This window comes from Kribbella sp. NPDC043289 (genome assembly GCF_056436705.1).
The window spans coordinates 224384-244422 of sequence record NZ_JBWKCB010000001.1 but is presented as its reverse complement, the minus strand read 5'-3'; the positions used below and the strand labels follow the sequence as shown (position 1 = coordinate 244422).

The 20039-nt window shown below is 66.6% G+C and carries 20 protein-coding genes; 8 read left to right on the top strand and 12 right to left on the bottom strand.

All coding sequences use genetic code 11. The features are described 5' to 3' along the window. Positions 1 to 8 precede the first annotated feature (8 nt). From AC0662_RS01170 to AC0662_RS01150, 5 genes are read right to left on the bottom strand one after another with little or no spacing between them, the layout of a single operon-like run. A complete protein-coding gene (locus AC0662_RS01170) occupies positions 9 to 1322 on the bottom strand; it encodes an alpha-L-fucosidase (RefSeq protein WP_478297684.1) in 1314 nt (437 codons plus the stop codon). A gap of 14 nt (positions 1323 to 1336) precedes the next feature. Next, positions 1337 to 3022 carry a type 2 periplasmic-binding domain-containing protein gene (locus AC0662_RS01165; protein ID WP_452195805.1) on the bottom strand — a complete coding sequence of 562 codons (1686 nt, stop codon included), beginning with the start codon at positions 3020 to 3022 and terminating at the stop codon, positions 1337 to 1339. A 44-nt stretch (positions 3023 to 3066) separates the two neighbouring features. After that, the gene (locus AC0662_RS01160) at positions 3067 to 4017 is read right to left on the bottom strand and encodes a carbohydrate ABC transporter permease (RefSeq protein WP_452195804.1); all 951 of its coding nucleotides are present in this window, start codon (positions 4015 to 4017) and stop codon (positions 3067 to 3069) included. Beyond that, complete coding sequence (locus AC0662_RS01155) at positions 4014 to 5006, bottom strand: ABC transporter permease (RefSeq protein WP_452195803.1); 993 nt, start codon at positions 5004 to 5006, stop codon at positions 4014 to 4016. Before AC0662_RS01155 ends, AC0662_RS01160 begins: the two co-directional genes overlap by 4 nt. 25 nt (positions 5007 to 5031) lie before the next feature. Further along, complete coding sequence (locus AC0662_RS01150; RefSeq protein WP_478297682.1) at positions 5032 to 7407, bottom strand: glycoside hydrolase family 95 protein; 2376 nt, start codon at positions 7405 to 7407, stop codon at positions 5032 to 5034. A 136-nt stretch (positions 7408 to 7543) separates the two neighbouring features. Here AC0662_RS01150 and AC0662_RS01145 point away from each other — a divergent pair, with 136 nt between their 5' ends. The 4 genes from AC0662_RS01145 to AC0662_RS01130 all read left to right on the top strand — a co-directional run bounded on the left by AC0662_RS01145 (position 7544) and on the right by AC0662_RS01130 (position 12701). Continuing rightward, positions 7544 to 8887, top strand: coding sequence for an L-fuconate dehydratase (locus tag AC0662_RS01145; protein ID WP_478297680.1), 1344 nt, complete (start codon positions 7544 to 7546; stop codon positions 8885 to 8887). Then, positions 8884 to 10887 (top strand): glycoside hydrolase family 36 protein, encoded by a 2004-nt coding sequence (locus tag AC0662_RS01140; RefSeq protein WP_478297679.1) that lies wholly within the window; start codon positions 8884 to 8886, stop codon positions 10885 to 10887. The genes AC0662_RS01145 and AC0662_RS01140 overlap by 4 nt, the downstream gene beginning before the upstream one ends. A 100-nt stretch (positions 10888 to 10987) precedes the next feature. Then, positions 10988 to 11743: a FadR/GntR family transcriptional regulator gene (locus tag AC0662_RS01135; protein ID WP_478297677.1), complete on the top strand. Its 756-nt coding sequence runs from the start codon at positions 10988 to 10990 to the stop codon at positions 11741 to 11743. A gap of 10 nt (positions 11744 to 11753) precedes the next feature. Further along, positions 11754 to 12701 carry a glycoside hydrolase family 43 protein gene (locus AC0662_RS01130; protein ID WP_478297675.1) on the top strand — a complete coding sequence of 316 codons (948 nt, stop codon included), beginning with the start codon at positions 11754 to 11756 and terminating at the stop codon, positions 12699 to 12701. A gap of 6 nt (positions 12702 to 12707) precedes the next feature. Here the strand turns inward: AC0662_RS01130 and AC0662_RS01125 are convergent, their stop codons facing one another. Further along, entirely contained in the window at positions 12708 to 13436 is a 729-nt protein-coding gene (locus tag AC0662_RS01125; RefSeq protein WP_452195797.1) for an SDR family oxidoreductase, read from the bottom strand. A gap of 76 nt (positions 13437 to 13512) precedes the next feature. Here AC0662_RS01125 and AC0662_RS01120 point away from each other — a divergent pair, with 76 nt between their 5' ends. Continuing rightward, the gene (locus AC0662_RS01120; RefSeq protein WP_452195796.1) at positions 13513 to 13890 is read left to right on the top strand and encodes a MerR family transcriptional regulator; all 378 of its coding nucleotides are present in this window, start codon (positions 13513 to 13515) and stop codon (positions 13888 to 13890) included. A gap of 66 nt (positions 13891 to 13956) precedes the next feature. Here the strand turns inward: AC0662_RS01120 and AC0662_RS01115 are convergent, their stop codons facing one another. From AC0662_RS01115 to AC0662_RS01090, 6 genes are all read right to left on the bottom strand, one after another. Further along, positions 13957 to 14304, bottom strand: a complete 348-nt coding sequence (locus tag AC0662_RS01115) for a TraR/DksA family transcriptional regulator (protein ID WP_452195795.1) — start codon at positions 14302 to 14304, stop codon at positions 13957 to 13959. Positions 14305 to 14309: 5 nt separating this feature from the next. Beyond that, complete coding sequence (locus AC0662_RS01110) at positions 14310 to 14798, bottom strand: hypothetical protein (RefSeq protein WP_452195794.1); 489 nt, start codon at positions 14796 to 14798, stop codon at positions 14310 to 14312. Between the two features lie 98 nt (positions 14799 to 14896). Further along, on the bottom strand, positions 14897 to 15622 hold the full coding sequence (locus tag AC0662_RS01105; protein WP_452195793.1) for a VIT1/CCC1 transporter family protein: 726 nt from the start codon (positions 15620 to 15622) through the stop codon (positions 14897 to 14899). Further along, a complete protein-coding gene (locus AC0662_RS01100) occupies positions 15609 to 15893 on the bottom strand; it encodes a hypothetical protein (protein ID WP_478297671.1) in 285 nt (94 codons plus the stop codon). The genes AC0662_RS01105 and AC0662_RS01100 overlap by 14 nt, the downstream gene beginning before the upstream one ends. A gap of 500 nt (positions 15894 to 16393) precedes the next feature. Then, entirely contained in the window at positions 16394 to 16843 is a 450-nt protein-coding gene (locus tag AC0662_RS01095) for a hypothetical protein (RefSeq protein WP_452195791.1), read from the bottom strand. Between the two features lie 36 nt (positions 16844 to 16879). Further along, positions 16880 to 17191, bottom strand: coding sequence for an STAS domain-containing protein (locus AC0662_RS01090; protein WP_452195790.1), 312 nt, complete (start codon positions 17189 to 17191; stop codon positions 16880 to 16882). 184 nt (positions 17192 to 17375) lie between these two features. Between AC0662_RS01090 and AC0662_RS01085 the strand changes: the two genes are divergently transcribed. Genes AC0662_RS01085 through AC0662_RS01075 form a run of 3 tightly spaced genes read left to right on the top strand, consistent with a single transcriptional unit; the run spans position 17376 to position 20031 of the window. Next, positions 17376 to 18077: a response regulator gene (locus AC0662_RS01085; protein WP_452195789.1), complete on the top strand. Its 702-nt coding sequence runs from the start codon at positions 17376 to 17378 to the stop codon at positions 18075 to 18077. Then, a complete protein-coding gene (locus tag AC0662_RS01080; RefSeq protein ID WP_478297668.1) occupies positions 18074 to 19441 on the top strand; it encodes a sensor histidine kinase in 1368 nt (455 codons plus the stop codon). The genes AC0662_RS01085 and AC0662_RS01080 overlap by 4 nt, the downstream gene beginning before the upstream one ends. A gap of 5 nt (positions 19442 to 19446) precedes the next feature. Further along, positions 19447 to 20031, top strand: a complete 585-nt coding sequence (locus tag AC0662_RS01075) for a GerMN domain-containing protein (RefSeq protein ID WP_452195787.1) — start codon at positions 19447 to 19449, stop codon at positions 20029 to 20031. Positions 20032 to 20039 lie beyond the last annotated feature (8 nt).

Here is a 20039-nt window from a genome sequence, read left to right as displayed (position 1 = left end):
ACTCGCGGTCAGCCGGCTTGCAGTTCGACGGCCAGGCAGTTCGCGACGGCGACCGGAGCAGTCTCGGGCAGCCGGACGACCAGAATGCCCTCGGCCTGCTGGAACTCGACCGGGCCGTGCCCGAGCAGCCGTACTCCGGTCACCCGGTCGTCCACGAAGCTGCGGATCACGGCGCGGCCGTCCGAGGGCCAGGCGAGTTGGAACGCGTACACCGTGTTGTCCCGGCGGGTGAAACGGAAGTCGGAACTCGTCCACGGCACCCGGTCCTCGGTGAAGCCCTTGATCAGCACGTTGGACGCTCCCTCACCGAACACCCGGAACGGTCGCGTGCCGTAGATTCCCTCGCCGCACAGCGCGGTCCAAGCACCCAGCTCCTCGAGCATGTCGGTGCACTCGGCGTCGAGGGTGCCGTCCGGCAATTGCGGCACGTTGAGGAGCAGGTTGCCGTTCTTGGACACGATGTCGACGAGCATCTCGATCACGTGGCCGGCGGTCTTGTAGACGTCCCGGACGTTGTAGAACCAGTCCCCGACCGAGGTGTCGGTCTGCCAGGGCGATGGGTGGATCCCCGGGGTCTGGCTCCGTTCGATGTCCATGATCCCGACGGCGCTCACCTCGGGGCGCCGGTCTTTCTGCTGGTACACGGCCCGCGGGTTGGTGTTGTAGAGATGGGCGACCGCGCGCAGACCCGGCTCGTACGTCTGCTCGCCGAACGGCAAGGGCCCGTCGGAGTACAGCAGGTCGGGCTCGTACCGATCGATCATCTCGGTCACGGACTCGAGCCAGTACTCATGAAAGGTGGGATCGTCGGTGTACCAGGGATCCGGCACAACATCGCCCTCGGTGGCCTTCATCCAGGTGAACGAGGCGCCGAGATGCTCGGTGATGCCGAACGGCAGCCCGCCATCGTCGGCCGCGGCCTTCCAGAGCCCGACGATGTCCTTGCCCGGACCGACCTTCACGGAGTTCCAGGCGTTCACGGTCGAGTCATAGTTGAAGAAGTTGTCGTGGTGCACGGCCTGTGCCACGAAATACCGTGCACCCGCTGCGACGAACTGCTCCATCAAGGCGTGCGGATCGAACCTCTCGGCCTTCCACAGCGGTACGACGTCGTCGTACCCGAACTCCGACGGATCCCCGTAGGTCCGCAGGTGGTAGCGGTACTGGTCACTGCCCTCCCGGTACATGTTGCGCGCGTACCAGTCGCCGTACCGCGGCACCGACTGCGGACCCCAGTGCGACCAGATGCCGAGTTTCGCGTCCCGGAACCAGTCAGGGCATTCGAACGTGGCCAGGGAATCAAAAGATGCGTCGAACGGCACAGGTCACTCCTCATCTACTTGTTCGGGACTTTGTCGTACGCGGTCTGCTGGATCTCCAGGTAACGCTTCAGGCCGAGGCTGTCCAAGCCCTTGACGTAGCTGTCCCAGTCGGTGTCTAGGTTCTTCGAACCGGTGATGAACTGGAGCGCGTTCTGCTGCACGTAGTTCTCGATGTTGGTCTGCAGCGTCGCGACCTCGGTGGCCTGGGCCGGATCGATCCACACCTTCCAGAACGGATAGATCTGAGCCTTGTCCTCGTGGCCGGCGTACAGCTTGGTCGCCTCGAACAGTTTGCGCTCGTACCCCGGCTGGGAGTGGATGTCGGTGCCGATGGCTTCGGAGTTCCGGAAATGAGCAGTGTTGTTGTACTGCGCGAGCGCCTGCCAAGCTGTGTTCCGGGGTGGCGTGCCGGGCTTCTGCGGGATCTGCTTGAACACCGGCTTCAGCGACTTGTCGAGCGCGACGTCGCCGGGGCCCGGCTTGGTCCAGCCCTTGCCTTCCAGCCCGAACTGGCCGTTGATCTGGCCTTCGTCGGTGAAGATGTAGTCCAGCAGCTTGATCGCGGCGATCTGCTGCTCGGGCGTCGCCTTGTTCGTCAGCACGAAGGTGGCGCCCGGCACGCTCGGGAAGTTGTAGCCCGTGTAGTTCGCGCCCTGGGGCCCCGTCAGTGGCGGTACCACGTCGTACTGCTTGTCCCGGCCGTCTGCCGATCCGATGTTGACGAACTGACCCGAGTGCAGCACGGTCGCGGAACCGAGGATGACCGAGCCGGTGTGGTTGCCCTGCTGCAAGAGCGCATCCCCGTTCTGGGTGAACGCGCCCTTGTCGATCAGGCCTTCCTTGTACAGCGAGTTGATGTACCGCAGGCCTTCGCGCCAGCCGTCCTTGTTCGCCTGGAGGTCGACCTTGCCGTCCTTCAGCACCAGCGTCGAGCTGTTGTTGCCGCTGGTGCCCTGCGGGTCGTAGATGAAGGCGTTCATGAAGTACGGGATGAGGGAGTTCCCGACGGAGGCGCTGAGCGGGATCTCGTCGGCCTTCCCGTTGCCGTTGGGGTCCTGGGTCTTGAAGGCTTCGAGGACCTTGCGCATGTCGTCGGTGGTCTTCGGTTGCTGCAGCCCCAGCTTCTTCAGCCAGGCCGAGTTCATCCAGAGCTTGTCCTGGTACGAACAGTGGAAGCAGTCCACCCACTGCGGCATGCCGTAGATCTTGCCGTCCGGCGCAGTGGCCATCGCCTTCCACTCAGGCGTCGCGTCCAGCGCCTTCTTGATGTTCGGCGCGTACTGGTCGATCAGCTGGTTGAGCGGCACGACGACGCCTTGGTTCGACAGCTTGAGCAGGTCGGCCTGGGTGAACTGGTCGACCCACGGGATCAGCAGGTACAGATCCGGGTAGTCACCGCTGGCGAGCGAGATCTGCCGCTTCTCCTTGGCCGGACCACCGTCGAACGTGGTGGTCTGCCACTTGATCGTGAGGTTGAACTTCTGCTGGATGAGCTTGGTGAAGTCGTTCGTCGCGAGGTTCCAGTCGGCCGACTGCGGCGAGAACACGCTCAGGGTGACCGCGGGGTTGCCGCTGATGGTCGGCAACGGCTTGCTACTGGGATCGTTGGAGCTGCCTCCGGAACAGGCCGCGAGGGCGAGTGCGAGGAGGCTGGTGCCGACGATCGCGGCACGCCTCCGCCTACTGAGCTTTACGGACATGGCTTCCTCACAGAGATTGGGACAAGGCAGAGCGGTACCGGGGATCAGCCCTTGACGGCGCCGATCAGGATTCCCTTGGTGAAATAGCGGGCGACGAACGGGTAGATCAGCAGCACCGGCACACTCGCCACCACGATCAGCGAGTACTTGAGCAGGTCGGCGAGCTGCTGACGCTGGATGACGACGGACGCGTCGACGGCGCCACCACCGGTCGTGTTCAGGATCAGGATGTTGCGCAGCACGAGCTGCAGCGGGAACAGGTCCGGATTCTTCAGGTAGATCAGCGCGTCGAAGTACGAGTTCCATTGCATGATCGCGTACATCAGCGCGACCACCGCGATCATCGGCTTGGCCAGTGGGATCACCACCGACCAGAGGAACCGGAGGTCGCCGCAGCCGTCCAGCTGGGACGCCTCGACGAGCTCGTCCGGGATCGCGGTCCGGAAGTACGTCCGGGCGATGATCACCTGCCAGACACCGATCGCCTGCGGGATGATCAGCGCCCAGCGGGTGTCGAGCAGACCGACGGACTGGACCACGAGGTAGGTCGGCACGAGGCCGCCGGTGAACAGCATCGTGAACAGGATCAGCGTCATCACGACGTTCCGGCCGACCAGCGTACGACGCGACAGCGGGTAGGCGATCGCGATCGTCATCGTGACACTGACGATCGTGCCGGCGACGGTGTAGAAGAGCGAGTTCAGGTACCCCTGGATGATCTGCGGGTTCGCGAAGACGGCGTGGTACCCACGGAGCGAGAAGTCGACCGGCCAGAACAGCACCCGCCCGGACGACACCGCCTCCGGACTGCTGAACGAACTCGCCACGATGTACAGCAACGGCAACAACACCACGAGCAGGAAGACGCCCAGCAGCAGGTACACGCAGAACAGGAAGATCCGGTCGGTACGCGGTTCGCGGATCCGGCGCTCCCGGGCATCGCGGCGCTCGTCCTTCTTTCCGGTCGCCGGGCGTTGTTCGGTGAGCGTCGTCATGACCACAGTCCGTTCCCGGTGATCCGCTTGGCGATGGCGTTGACGATCAGGAGCAGGGCCAGGTTGATCACCGAGTTGAACAGGCCCACCGCCGTCGCCCCACTGAAGTCGGCGTTCAGCAGGCCGGTCTTGTACACGTAGGTCGCGATGATCTCGGACTCGCTCAGGTTCAGCGGATTCTGCAGCAGGAACGCCTTCTCGAACCCGATCGCCATGATGTTGCCGACAGCAAGCACCAGGATGATCACCGCGGTCGGCAGGATGCCTGGCAGGTCGACGTGCCGGATCCGCTGGAGCCGGCTCGCACCGTCCACCCGCGCGGCCTCGTGCAACGCCGGATCGATCCCGGCCAGCGCGGCCAGGTAGATCACCGCGGAGTACCCGGTGGTCTGCCAGACGTCCGACCACACATAGATGTGCCGGAAGTAATCCGGGTTGCCGAGGAAGTCGACCCCTGGCACCCCGAAGAAACCGAGGCCCTCGTTCACGATCCCCAGCCGCGGTGACAGCACCAGGATGGTCATCGAGACGACCACGACCGTGGAGATGAAGTACGGCGCGTACGTCACCAGCTGCACGGTCCGCTTGAACAGCCCGTTGCGGATCTCGTTCAGCGCCAGCGCGAGGACGATCGCGAGCGGGAAACTCGCGGCGACGGTGTAGACCGACAAGACGAAGGTGTTCTTCACCAGGGTCCAGAACACCGGGTTGTGGAAGAACAGATCGAAGTTCTGCCAGCCCACCCAGGGGCTCCCCCAGATGCCCTTGACCACGTTGTAGCTCTTGAACGCCAGGACGGCGTTCGACATCGGGATGTACTTGAACACCGCGAACCAGATCAGCGGCACGACCATCAACAGGTACAGGGTCCAGTGCCGTCGCAGGCTGCGGCGCAGTCCTTCGATGCCCGGGCGCTCGCGCCGCCGTCGCCGCGTACGTCGTGCGGGCGTCTCACCGGCCGGTGGCCGGACCGTGGTCAGGGTTGCCATCGAACCTCCTTCTTGGGTGCCGTGGTCATGCCGTGCTCAGCCGATGACCGATCCCCGCGGTCAACTGGACCCGTGTCCGGTCGTCGCCGAACCGGACGGTTCGTTCCTGGTCGCGATCCGCGGTCAGGACCGCTTCGATCCCGTTCGGCGTCCACGCGATGTCGACGGCCACACCGCCGCGAGCTCGCAGACCGGTCACCCGACCGCTGGTCCACGCGGGAGGCAAGGCCGGGAGCAGCGCGATGTCGCCGTTGTGGCTCTGCAACAACATCTCGGCGATACCGGCGGTCGCACCGAAGTTGCCGTCGATCTGGAACGGCGGATGCGCGCAGAACAGGTTCGGATACACGCCTGCGCCGCTTCCCACACGTCCGGTCGCCCGGTCCTCCGCGGGCCGGAGGAACGCCCTGATCAGCCGGTGTGCGCCCACCGCGTCGTGAAGCCGCGCGCGTAGGCAGATCTTCCAGGCCAGGGACCAGCCGGTCGCCTCGTCACCGCGCAGGTCGAGCGTGCGCAGGGCCGCTGCTGCCAGCGCCGGGGTGGTACCGGGCGTGATCGTGTCACCGGGATGTACGCCGACCAGGTGCGACATGTGCCGGTGGTGCGGGTCCTCTTCCTGCAGGTCCGCGGCCCATTCCTGCAGCTGGCCCCGCGCGCCGATCGACGGTGCCGGCAGCCGCTTGCACGCGGCCGCGATCTCCGTGACCAGTGGATCGAACACCTCCAGCAATGACGCGGCTCGTTCCACCTTGTCGAAGAGATCCGAGATCAGCGCCAGGTCCATCGTCGACGAGACCGTCACCGACGCGGGCAGCCCGTCCGCGGCGATGTAGTCGTTCTCCGGCGAGGTCGACGGCGCCGTACCGAGAGCGCCGTCCGGCAGCTCGACCAGCCAGTCGAGGCAGAACTCGGCGGCACCGCGCAAGGTGCGCCACGACTCCCCGAGGAACGCGAGGTCGCCGGTGAACTCGTAGTGGTCCCACAGATGCCGGGCAAGCCATGCGCCGGCCATCGGCCAGTTCGACCAGCGGGGATCGCCCTCGACCGGGTTGGCCCAGCACCAGGCGTCCGCGTTGTGGTGCGCGGTCCAGCCACCGCGTCCGTACCGTTGCCAGGCGGTACTGCGACCCGCCTCGGCAAGATGATCGATAAACCTGAGCAGCGGTTCGTGGCACTCCGACAGGTTCGTCGTCTCGGCCGGCCAGTAGTTCATCTCGGTGTTGATGTTCACGGTGAAGTTCGAGCTCCACGGCGGCCGGAGGATGTCGTTCCAGATGCCCTGCAGATTCGTCGGCAGGCCGCCCGGTCGTGAGCTCGCGATCATCAGGTAGCGGCCGTAGTTGTACGCCAGGGCAGCCAGTGCGGGATCGTCGGCGTCGACCGATCCGGTCACGCGCACATCGGTCGGCTGCCGCGACTCCTCGGACAGCCCCACGAGCTCCAGCGACGAACGGCGAAAGAGCCGTCGATGGTCCTGCAGATGATCGTCCAAGAGGTCCGCGAACCCTCGGCGCAGGGCGGTCGTGACCGCGGTGTCCGCCCGGGCCAGGCATTCGGTGGCCGTGCGGGTCGGTGTTGTCGACGGTCCGTCGTACCCGGTGGCGGTGGACAGCACCAGGACGATCTCGGTCGCGTCGTCGACGGCCAGCCGGGAGTCGGTCGACCGGACCACGCCGTCGGTGATCGTTCGCAGTGCGATCGCCGCCGTCATCCCACGATCGGCGCCGTCGGAGTACCGAACCGGCTCTGGAACGTCGTGGTGTGGAGGCGCCACGTCCGCGGGCGCCTGCAGGAGCAGTCCGAGGCCTTCCTCGATCTCATGCCCGCGCGACACGAGTTGTGACGAGAGCCGGCAGGTGAGAGCAAGAGCCGGCGCGGACGCGGTCAGCCGCAGGACGAGCACAGTGCCGGGTGCGCTGACGAATACCTCCTGGACAACACGCACTCCGCCGATCTCGTACTGCGTCGTCGCCACCGCCGAGTCGAGATCGAGCGCTCGGCGGTATGCCGCCACGGCCTGGTCCGTCGGTGCGGACCCGCCGACGCGTGTCTCGAGCAAGAGGTCCCCGAGCGGCAGGTATGCCTGCGAGTAGCCCGAGTGAAAGCCGCGCGCGAGTTCGTGTGCGCGCCGGATGTCGCCCGCCCACAACGCATCGCGGACCGCTTGCACGGCGTCCGCACCGGTCGCCCCGATCGGAGCCGACAACAGTCGCGCGGTCTCCGGGCCTCCCGACCACAGCGTCTCGTCGTTGAGCGCGATGCGATCGGTCGCGGTACCTCCGAAGCACATCGCGCCGATCCGGCCGTTGCCCAGTGGCAACGCCTCCAGCCAGGTCGCCGCCGGCCGGTCGTACCAGAGCCGTTGCTGACCGGACCGATCAGAGCTCACCAGGTAGCTCATTGCTCAGCCTCCGTCGAGAAGACGAGGATTAATCCCACGAATTTTTGGGATCGTAGCGCCGTCGCCGCAGGTGGTCCATACTGAAACCCGTCGAAATTGAGAAAAGATCCCATCTATTTCTGACAGTGAGGCCGCCATGCCACGCATCACCTCGGTCGAGGTCGTCGATGTCCGGTTCCCTACGTCGCTCACCCAGGACGGGTCCGACGCGATGAACAAGGACGGCGACTACTCCGCGGCGTACGTCGTGCTGCACACCGACGACACCGACGAGACAGGCAGCACCGGTGACGAGGCGGTGTCCGGGTACGGGTTCACGTTCACGATCGGGCGCGGCAACGACCTGTGCGTCGCGGCCGCGCGGCAGCGCGCCGAACCTCTGATCGGGCGTGACGTCGACGTGCTGTGCGGTGACCTGGGCGCGGTCTACCGGGAGCTGCAGGCCGACAGCCAGCTGCGGTGGCTCGGCCCGGACAAGGGCGTCGTACACCTCGCGCTCGCCGCGGTGATGAACGCCGTGTGGGACCTCGCGGCCCGTCGAGCCGGCGTACCGTTGTGGCGTTTGCTGGCCGAGATGTCGCCGGAGCAGTTGGTGGACGCCGCGGACCTGCGCTACCTCACGGACGCTCTCACCCGCGAGCAGGCGATCACCTTGCTGGCCGGCAAGGAAAGTGGCCGACAGCAACGGATACACGAACTCGAGAGCAGCGGCTACCCGTGCTACACCACCTCGGCCGGCTGGCTCGGGTACTCCGACGCCAAGCTGCGCAGGCTGTGCGAAGAGGCCGTTGCCGCCGGCTACAAGCACGTGAAACTCAAGGTCGGCGCCGATCTGAACGACGACGTCCGCCGGTGCGGCATCGCACGCGAGGTCCTCGGACCGGACGGCCACCTGATGATCGACGCGAACCAGGTGTGGGACGTGCCGGACGCGATCGAGTGGGTCAAGGCACTGGCCGAGTTCAACCCGTTGTGGATCGAGGAACCGACCAGCCCCGACGACATCCTCGGCCACGCCGCGATCCGGAAGGCCGTCGCGCCGATCGGGGTCGCCTCCGGCGAGCACGGCATGAACCGGGTGCTGTTCAAGCAGATGTTCCAGGCCGGCGCACTCGACTACTGCCAGCTCGACGCGGCCCGGCTCGGCAGCGTCAACGAAGTACTCGCCGTCTACCTGTTGGCAGCCTGGTTCGACGTCCCGGTCTGCCCGCACGCCGGCGGTGTCGGACTGTGCGAACTCGTCCAGCACCTCGCGATCTTCGACTACATCGCCGTCTCGGGTTCACTCGACGGCCGGGTCACGGAGTACGTCGATCATCTCCACGAACACTTCGTCGACCCGTGCGTCGTACGCAACGGCGCGTACGTACTGCCGACCGACCCGGGCTACAGCGCCGAGATGTATCGGGAGTCGATCGAGACCTACAGCTTTCCGGACGGCAGCTACTGGGCCGGCGTACGAGAAACTGAGGACCTATGACCAACCTGCTGCACTGGACCACACCCGACCTCGCCCTGACCTTCGTCCTCGACGACGGGCCCGTCCGCCTGACCGCCGGCGCCCCGGCCGGAGCTGATCCGAGCCAGCCCCTGGTCGAAGTCACGGCTGTAGGGCACGGCCATTCGAGCAATCGTCACGTCGGCACGGTGCTCGGTGGGCAGCTCCGGTACGTCGGGCACGAGGAGACGGGCCCTACGCTGCGCGTCGTCCAGGAGGAGCCGGCAACGGGACTTCGCGTCACCAGTGTCTTCGAAGCACGGGCGGGCGTCCGCGCGTGGACCGAAGCCTCGATGATCGGGCCGGGTTCGCTGGAGCTCACCAGCCTGTCGTCACTCGTGGTCGGTCTCGCGTCCGTCGACGCCGACCTGTACTCGGCCGTCAGCAGCTGGATGGCAGAGAACCGTTGGTCGAAACGCGCGCTCCGGGACGTGCTGGCCGACATCGTCCGGGCCCCCCACCACCATGTCGCCAACAGCCGCTACGCGGTGACCAGTACGAACTCGTGGTCCACGGGAGAAGCCTTGCCCGTCGGCATCCTGGTCGACCGGAGTACGCCGTACGCACTGGGCTGGCAGATCGAGCACAACGGCCCATGGCACTACGAGCTCGGTGAGACCGCGCGAGGCGGCTACCTGTTCCTGAGCGGACCGACCGACCTCGAACACCAGTGGAGCGTCGAGGTCACCGCTGACACACCGTTCACGTCGGTGCCGGTCTCGCTTGTCGCCGGGACCGATGTCGACAGCGTCTTCGCGGCGCTCACCCGGCAGCGCCGGGCGATCCGGACCAAGCGGCCGGTCGACGACCGGCTGCCGGTCGTCTTCAACGACTACATGAACACCCTGCAGGGTGATCCGACGACCGACAGGCTGCTGCCGCTGATCGACGCCGCCGCGGAGGTCGGCGCGGACTACTTCTGCATCGACGCCGGCTGGTACGCCGACGGCGACTGGTGGAACGCCGTCGGCGCATGGCAGCCCTCGGCCACCCGGTTCCCGAACGGACTCGCCGAGGTGATCGACCGGATCCACCGCCGGCGCATGGTGCCCGGGCTCTGGCTGGAACCCGAGGTCATCGGCGTCCGATCACCGATCGCCCAGGAACTACCCGACGAGGCGTTCCTCACCCGGCACGGTCGACGCATCGCCGAAAAGGGTCGCCACCTGCTCGACCTGCGCAGCCTCATCGCTCGCAAGCACCTCGACACGACTGTCGACCGGTTGGTCGGCGATTTCGGCATCGGCTTCTTCAAGTTCGACAACAACACGATGACGGGACCGGGAACGGACAAGGACGGTACGTCGCTGGGCCAGGGACTCCTGGAGCACAACCGTGCCCTGCTGGACTGGCTGGACGGCCTCCAGGAACGCCATCCGGAGCTGCTGATCGAGAATTGCGCCTCCGGCGCGATGCGGATGGACTATGCCATGCTGTCCCGACTGCACCTGCAGTCGACCTCGGACCAGGAACATCCGTTGCTCTACGCACCCATCACCGCCGCCGCACCCGCCGCGGTGCTTCCCGAGCAGTCCGGTCACTGGGCCTACCCGATCACCGGCAGCACCCGCGAGGAGTTCGTTCTCGCCCTGGTCAACGGCATCCCGGGCCGGCTGTACCTCTCGGGTCACCTGAACCACATGACGCCGGGAGAGCTCGATCTCGTACGCGGCGCCCTCACCGCTCATCGCGCCGTACTCGCTGATCTGCCGTCACTCGTGCCTGCCTGGCCGCTCGGTCTGCCGACGTGGACCGACGAGTGGATCGCACTCGCTCTCAACGGTCCTGACGTGTCCTACCTGACGCTTTGGCACCGCTCCCCCGGGCCGTCCACCATCACCGTCCCGATTCCCCGCTCGAGGCTCACACCACACTTCCCGTCCGATCTCGGCGGCTGGTCGTACGCCTGGAACGACGATGACGTTCTGACGGTCACCGCCAACACACCCGAACCCGCGGCACGCGTCCTCCGCCTGGAATAACCCCGATGCTCACGACTTCACCGCCCGGCTACAGTGCCGAGATGACCATCATCAGGCTTCCCGGCGGCGGTTTCCGGGTCTCACGGGCGGCCCGGGAATCATGACTGCGAGCCCGCACAAGCCGGCCGCGCAGCCTCGCACGCCCGGCGTCTCGCAGACCGACGTCGTCGTACAGGGCATCCGGCAGATGATCATCGACGGACGTCTCCGGCCCGGTGACCGGCTCCCGATCGAGAGGGACCTCGCCGCCGCCCTCGGCGTGTCCCGCAACCCGCTCCGCGAAGGCGTCCGGGCGCTGTCGATGATGGGCGTCCTCGAGACCCGCCAGGGTGACGGTACCTACGTCACCACCCTCGATCCGTCCCTGCTGCTCGCCCCGATGGGGTTCGTCGTGGACCTCCAGGACGTCAACGGAACCCATCACGTGCACGCCGTACGACGCATGCTGGAGACGGAGGCCGCCGCGCTGGCGGCGCGCGACATCACCGTCGACAAGCTGGCCGCCGCCGAGGACCTACTAGGACGCAACGAGAGCGAACTCGCGCTGCCCGACCCCGATCACGAGGCGGTGATCGAGAACGACATCGCCTTCCACCGCATCATCGCCGACGCCTCGGGCAACCCGGTGCTCGCGGCCCTCATCCACGCCCTCGGCGGACGCACGATGCGCGACCGGCTCCGCCGCTCCATCGCCCAGCCCGGCGCCGACGACACCGCACACCGCGAGCACCTGTCCATCCTCGCGGCCCTCACCACCCACGACCCCGACCGCGCCCGCACCCGGATGTCCGCGCACCTCTTCACCGTCGAGGACTTCCTGCTCAGCCGGCCGGCCGCGACCGACACCGAAGGATGACTCTGCCCAGATGAGCTCGAACTACGCGGGTTACCTGTACGCACACTTCAAACGCGAATCCGCCGACGGTGAGCAGATCCACTTCGCCTTGAGCGACGGCAACGACCCCCTGCGCTTCATCGACCTCAACGCAGGCAGGCCGGTGCTGTACTCGACGCTCGGCGAACGTGGCGTTCGCGACCCGCACATCGTCCGGGCTCCAGCCGGTGACCGGTTCTACCTGGTCGCCACCGACCTGCGTCTCTACTCCAGCCTGGACTGGGACCGCCATCAGCGCCGGGGCAGCCGCTCGATCATGATCTGGGAGTCGCCGGATCTGGTGAACTGGGATCACGGACGACTCGTCGAGGTCGCACCGCCGGAGGCCGGCAACACCTGGGCGCCCGAGGCCGTCTGGGACCCCGAACAGAATGCCTACCTCGTCCACTGGTCGTCGACGCTGTACGACAACCCCGAACACGCCGGTGACAGCTACAACCGGATCATGTACGCGACCACCCGCGACTTCCGCGAGTTCTCCGAACCGCGCGTCTGGATCGACCGTGGCTGGCAGACGATCGACACCACAGTGATCGATCACAACGGCGTGTACTACCGATTCCTCAAGGACGAACGCAGCCGCAGCGGCGAGGCGCCGTACGGCAAGTCGATCTTCTCGGAGACGTCACCCTCGCTGACGGCCTTCGACTGGAAGCCACTGGCCGAAGGCATCGGTCTCGGAAGTGTCATCCGGGGCGAAGGACCGCTGGTGTACAAGTCGAACACCGAGGACAAGTGGTACCTCTGGATCGACGAGTTCACCCCCGAACGTCGTTACGTCCCCTTCGAAACCACCGACCTGGCCGGCGGCCGATGGGTTCCGTCCCAGAATCACCAACTCCCGAAAGACCCCTGCCACGGCGTCGTACTGCCAGTAACCGCGGACGAACACGAGCGTCTCCGCTCCGCTTGGGTCTAAAGGGTTTCAGGCTCCCGTCAGTGTCGCCAGGGCGCGGTCCATTGCCGTGGTGAACTCTTCCGGCGTCAGCGGTAGCCGGGACTTCACGTCCCGGCTCCACTGATCCGCGAGTACCTCTGCCGAACCCGCCTCCACACCGTCGAGTGCAGCATCGACCAGTTGCGACGGTGCCAGCTTGGCCACGGACCAGCCCGCGGACATGTCGGTGTCGGCGAGACCGAGGTGGACCGCCGTCACCAGCGTTCCCTGCTCGGCCAACTCCAGGCGGACACCATTGGTCATGGCCCAAGCGGCCGCCTTGGTCACGTGGTAGGCGTTGGCGCCTTTCGTACCGAACCACGACATGGCGGAAAGGATGTTCACGATCGCTCCCCCGCCGTTCCTGGCCAGACCCGGCGCGAACTCGCGGATCATCCCCAGGTGGCCGAACAGGTTGGTTTCCAGCTCGTGCCGCACCGCGTCCAGCGAGCCGGTCAGCAGATCGGTCCCCGTCTGGATCCCCGCGTTGTTCACGAGCAGCGAGACGTCACGGGCAGCATCGGCCGCGGCCTTCACCGATGCCGGGCGTGCGATGTCGAGGGCCAGTACCTCGACCCCGGGCAGGTCGACGGTTTCCGGCCGGCGGGCCGTGGCATAGACCTTGCGGGCGCCCCGTTCGAGCAGGCGCTGGGCGAAGGCGCGACCGAGGCCGCGGTTGGCTCCGGTGACGAGAGCAACTGAGTTGTCGATGTCCATGTCCGCTACGCTAAGACCTGACGTTGACGTCAGAGGCAAGTATTCATCGCACGCACCGAAGTGAGAGGAGTCACGGTTGACCACCACGGCGACCACCGCCGAGCAGCTGATCCGGATAGGCGAGGTGGCTCGGGGCGCCGGCGTCTCGGTGCGCGCCGTGCGCTACTACGAACAGCAAGGCCTGCTCACCCCGGAGCGCAGCCCTTCCGGCCAACGCCTGTACCGGCAGGACGCCGTCACGCTGGTGCGCTTCTTCCAGCAGATGTACGCCGCCGGTCTGACCAGCCAGCGGATCGCAGAACTCCTTCCCTGCTGGGACTCCGGCCACACCGACACCGAACAGCGAGCCATGCTGCACGCCGAGCGCGACCGCATCCAAGCCAAGGTCGACGACCTGCAAGCCGCCCTCGACCGCCTCGACGAAGTCATCAAAATCACGGACACCCACCCGTAGGCACGATCACAGCCAACTGCGAGCGCTCGAAGCCGGGAACCTTCTGCAGGCCGCCGGGCGCTCACTTCACGTGCTTCTGAGCTGGGCGCAGGTGATGCAGGTGCGGGCTGCGGGTCTGGCTTGCAGGCGGGCTGGGGAGATGGGTTGCGCGCAGTGTTCGCACGTGCCATAGGTGCCGACTGATAGTCGGTCGAACGCTGCGTCGATCTCCGCCAGCTGCTGCTGAACCTCTTGCACGAGCGACGTGACCTGGGATCTCTCGAAGGCGATCGTGGCGCCCTCGGGGTCGTGTTCGTCGTCGGCGTTGGAGTCTCGTGAGGCGGCGACCACCTCGTGAAAGTCTCCCGTCAGGCTCGCCAGCCGGCGGAGCGCTTGTCGCCGTTGCGCCTCCAGCAGTTCGCGAGCTTCCTCCACGACAGTTATGCCAGGGCTGTGTTGAGGGCCGCGAGGAGATGCTCCTGCTGCCTCGCCGGAACGGCCAGGAGGTCAGGAGAGCCGCTGCGGCGGATCACGACCCACCGCATCCCGCGGCCCAGCCGCCCCCACGCGCCGCCGACGATACGGACACCGGTGTCCCCGACCACATCGCTCGCGGTCTGCGTGTTGAGCCTGTCCAGCTGAACCTTGCTCAGCACCGCCTCCGCCGGGTGTGCACCGAACGACCGATCCAGCTCACGCAGCGCGAGAGTGTGCTTGCCGATGGTCAGGTTTTGACGAGTCACCATGACATTCCCGTAGCGCGCCTGGGCGAAGAAGTAGATCGCCACCGGAAGCGCTACAACACCGGTCACGAGAAGCACCGGCTGAGCGAGCAGAGCACCACCGCCAATGAGCGCGAGCGCCACGATGGAGAGTCCGCCGTAAACCCACTGATTGCCACTGCTGTTCCGGTACAGCGACTCAGCCATGGCGCCAAGCCTAACCGGCCGGTCTGACATCGATTCTCCAAACTCGCCTGACAACCCGTACCGGCCTCACCTCACTCGGAACCGCCGTCGCCGTGGGCCTAGAGGCCGGTGGAGCCGACGAGTTGGCCCAGGCCGAACGTGACCACCATCGCGAGCGCACCGCCCACCAGCAAGCGAATCACTGCACGGGTCTTGCGTGACTCACCCAGATGCGCGCTCAAGGCACCGGTTCCAGCGAGTGCCAGCAGGACGACGCCGAAGGTCACCGGGACCCGGATACCAGGTGGTGGGAGCAGGATCGCGATGACGGGTAGCAGAGCCCCGGCTGTGAACGCCAGAGCGGAGGCTCCGGCCGCGTGCCACGGATTGCTCAGCTCATCCGGATCGATACCAAGCTCCGCCTCAGCATGCGCCGCCAAAGCGTCCTTTTCGGTCAGCTCGGCCGCGACCAACGCCGCTGTCTCGGGGCGCAGACCTTTACTCCTGTAGATAGCGGTCAGCTCGGCCAACTCATCGTTGGGTGAGGCGGTCAACTCGGCCCGTTCCTTGGCCAGCAGCGACCGTTCGGTGTCCCGCTGACTGCTCACGGAGACGTACTCGCCGAGCGCCATCGACACCGCGCCCGCCGTCACGCCCGCAACGGCTGCTGTCAGGATTGCGGCGGTCGACGTCGTCGCTCCGGCGACGCCGACCACCAGACCGGCCGTCGAGACAATGCCGTCGTTCGCACCCAGGACCCCAGCCCGTAGCCAGTTCAACCGGCCGGCCAGACCCCCGCGATGCGGCTCACCGGGATGGTCGGGCACGTCGTCAAAGCGCGACATACAGATCAGCCTCCGAATTCGCTCGCGAACACTGCAGATCCCACCTCAGGTACACATCATCATGATCGATCCGCGGAGCCAGGGCATGACGGACAAGACCGACCTGACCGCAGTCGGCCGGTACGTCGACTTCTGGAACGCCACTGCCGACGCAGACTTCGCCGAGCAGGTCAGGTACCACGCACCGATCGGCGTTCTGCACGGTGTCGGCGAGCTGATCGACTTCCGCAACCAGTTCGCGGAGCACCAACCCGGCTACGTCGTTCGCCACCGGGACCGACTTCCTCGAACTCGACGGGCACGACCGGATCGCCACGGTCGCCGGGTTCCTCCACAGGGCCCCGGAAGGCTTCCATCACGCCGATACTGATCACCTGCCAGCCATACACTGCACTCATGTGTTGAGCACAGTTTGAGAGTTCATGACGGTCAACTGCTGGCCGACGACTCCGGTGCCGCACCGGATTACAGTCTGTGCAGCACCACCGAGTGGAGGCGGGTGATGTCTCGGGCCGGGGAGCATCCCTATCCGGCCGGAGCGGATCGCCTGCGAAGGCCATGGTCCGGACGGCATTCGAGCAGGTGGTGTCCTGCTCGAATCAACTTCGCAGCCACTCCGATCATGGCCTGGCCCAGCCGGTCGTGCAGACTCGGGTGCCGGTGACGGTTGACTGGTGGGGGGACGCCGTCGCCGGCATCCGGTCGGTCATCGGCGAGGTGCTTCACGCACCACGGAGATGCCTGCCAGTGCGCCAGATACGTCGCGTCGACTCAGTCCAGATGCGCTTCGAAATCGATGTCGGCGGCGATGTCGAGGGCGATGATCGCGCAGTCGAGTGCTTCGAGTGTCGGATTCTCAGCCGTCGGCTGACCGTAGATGCACAGGGCCTGGCGTCCAACTGCCGTCCTGCCGGCGATCTCGACGCGGCCCTCCTCGTCGTACAGCAGCGCCCAGCCTTGCTCTCCGAGCTGGGCGAGAGCACGTTCGCGATCGGCGCTGTGCAGCGACAGGTGCACCGGTCGTTCGAGATCGTGCAGCCGCTCCGACCAGGCGGCTTCGACCAATGGGTCCGCCAACGCAGCGACATCGGTCCCGGGGCGTGGTGTCAGCAGATATCCGATCCCGGTCAGGGGGTCGAGGTAGGCGGTGTGGGCCGCGAACTCGACGATTGTGACGTCGACGTACCGCGGCGCGGCCTGTTCGTTGTCGGGCGGGTTCATGTCCTCAGCTGTTCTTGGTCAAACGGAGCGTGTTGATCAGGCGGCTTCGACGTCGAACACTCGGTCGAGGCCGGTACGACGCAGGACGTCGCCCATCTTCTTGCTCGCGTGCCGGATCACCACGCCGCCGCCACGTCGGCGGCACACGCGATGCGTGTCGAGCAACGCGGCCAGCACTGTCGAGGAGATCTGGTCGGCATCGGACACGTCCACGATCACCAGGCATACCCCGTCCATCACCAGATCACGCAAGCGCCAGCGAAGCGACGCCGGCCCACCGGCCAGCTCTGTGTCGGACAGCGTCACGATCGCCCGCTGCGGATGTGGGCTGTGAGCTGTGTCGGTCATCGGGGTCCTTCGTGCCGGCTGCAAGGGTGCTCTTACCACTGTGGTGCCCCGAGTTTGAGATCGGAGCTGCGCGCAGTTGACGATCGGATGACGGACCACGCACGGCCGCCACGGTTCTTTACGATCGGATGACTTGAGCGACCCCGAGGTCACGACCCGGCGGCGGGGTTGCCAAGATGGGATGATGCCGATGCTGGTCCTGGTCGTCGAGGACGACGACCGTATCCGTACCGTGCTGCGGCTGGCCCTGGAGGACGAGGGGTACCGGGTCGCCGAGGCCGCCGACACGTCCACCGCGCTCGAACTGGCCCGGGCCGAGCTGCCGGATCTGATGATGGTCGACCTGATGCTCGGCGAGGTCGACGGGTACACCTGCATCCGGGAGGTACGGCGGATCAGCGACATCCCGATCGTCATCGTGAGCGCGCGTTCCGACACGCACGACATCGTCGCCGGCCTGGAGGCGGGCGCGGACGACTATGTCACGAAACCCTTCCAGGTGAAGGAGATCACCGCGCGGCTGCGGGCGTTGCGCCGCCGGCTGCGGACGAGTACGGACGCGGTCGAGCCGGACATCGTGCTCGACCGGGACCCGGAGCACTACCTGGTGCTGTCCACCGCGCGCGGTGCCGCCGTACTCGAAGGGAAGGATGTCCCGCTGACCGTCACGGAGTACCGGCTGCTGGCTGAGCTCGCGCAGCCGACCGGGCGGGTGCTCAGCCGGCCGTCGCTGCTGGAGTCGGTCTGGGAGCACGGGTACTACGGTGACGAGCGAATCGTCGACGTCCACATCCGGAGGCTGCGCACGAAGATCGAGCGCGACCCGGGCAAGCCGCAGATCGTTGTCACGGTCCGCGGGATGGGTTACCGGCTGGATCCCCGATGAGGCTCGGGTTGCGCCGCCGGTTGACGCTCGCCTTCGGGTTGATGGCGTTGCTGGTGTCGGCGGTGTTCGCGACGAGTACGTACCTGCTGGCGCGCGGGTACCTGCTCGCGCAGCGCGAGCGCGTCGTACGGCATCAGGCGTTCGAAGACGCAATCTTCGTCCAGCGCCGGCTGGAGAGCGCGGGCGCTGACGTGTCGGACATCCTGACCGCGTCCGGTACGCCGGCGGGGCACACAATCATCCTGCAGTGGCGCGGGCAGTGGTACGCGTCGGCGCTCGATCAGGGACGGGACGTCGTACCGGCCGGTGTACGGCAGCAGGTCGGGAACGGACAGGCAGCCGTGCAACGGTTCCGGAACAGCGACGGCCCGGCGATTGTGATCGGCGTACCGGTGCCGTCAGTGGATGCGGGCTTCTACGAGATCGCGCCGTTGACGGAGCTGGACGGAACGCTGCGGTTGCTCTCCAGCATCCTGATCGGCGGTGCGTTGCTGGCCACGACTGCCGGTGCGGTGCTGGGTGCGTGGGCCAGCCGGTCGGTGGTGACGCCGCTGAATCGGGTGGCGGTGACGGCCGCGTCGATCGCGGGTGGTGAGCTGGACGATCGGCTGTCGGCGACGGACGATCCGGAGCTCGCGACGATCGTTGGTTCGTTCAACAGCATGGTCGACACGTTGCAGCAGCGGATCAATCGGGATGCACGGCTGGCGGCGGATGTGAGTCATGAGCTTCGGTCGCCGTTGACGACGCTGGTCGGAAGCGTCGACCTGTTGAACGCGCGACGCGACGAACTGTCCGAACGCTCGCAACGGGTCCTCGACCTGGTAACGGCTGATCTGCAACGCTTCCGGCGCCTGCTCGACGACCTCCTGGAGCTCGCCCGCGCCGACGCCGGCCTCGACCGCCGGCCGACCACCCTCGTCGATCTCGACGAACTGCTGCGACAGGTACTCGGCGAGGTCGGCGGCAATCCATCGGCCCTGGACGGGGCTGGGCAAGTCTTCGTGGCCGCGGACAAACCACGCCTCAGCCGTCTGTTCCGCAATCTCTTCGAGAACGCGGCAACTCACGGCGGCGGCCTCACTAGCGTGCAGGTCACCCGAGCCGACAGCGACGTACTGATCCTGGTCGACGACTCCGGTGCCGGAATCCGGCCCGACGATCGCGAGCGCGTCTTCGAGCGTTTCGCCACCGGTGCTACCCAACGCCGTTCCTCGTCGGGCACGGGCCTCGGTCTGGCGCTGGTCGCGGAAACCGCGGCCGCCCAGGGCGGAGCCGTGTGGTGCTCCGCCGCGCCCGGAGGCGGGGCCCGGTTCGTCGTACGACTCCCCGAGGCTCAGCCGCTGCCGGAGGCGACATCATGAGAGCCGTGTCGCAAGCGGTCGCCGGCTTGCTCACAGCGATCCTGACACTTGCGGCCTGCGGCGTTCCCGTCCAGTCGGGGCCCGAGCCCATTGAGCCCGGATCTGTCCCGTCGCAGCTACGCGACAGCGGACAGGCCCCGTTGCCACAGCCAACCGCAACGACCCGCAAGTTCCCGCTGCAGGTCAACTTCGTCCGCAACGACCAGCTGGTCAGCATCCGGCGAGATGTGCCGGCTGGGACACCGGCCGATCGCCTGTCGACCGTGATCGACGACCTGATCGCCGGTCCGACGAAGACCGAACAAGCCAACGGCATCACCACCGCCTTGCCGCCCGGCCTCACGCTTTCGATCGCCAAGATCCAGGGTACCCAGGTCGTCCTCGAACTTTCCGGGGACACAGAGGGACGCTCGGCAGCCGAGAACGTCCTGGCAGTCGGTCAGATCGTGCTCTCTGCAACCGCGTTGCCGTCCGTCGACGAGGTCACGTTCTCCAGAGACGGCGTGCCCGTCGAGGCACTGCTCGCCGACGGCGCGCTGACGACCGATCCGTTGAGGGCAGCCGACTATGCATCGCTGCGCGCGCGGTGACGGACCAA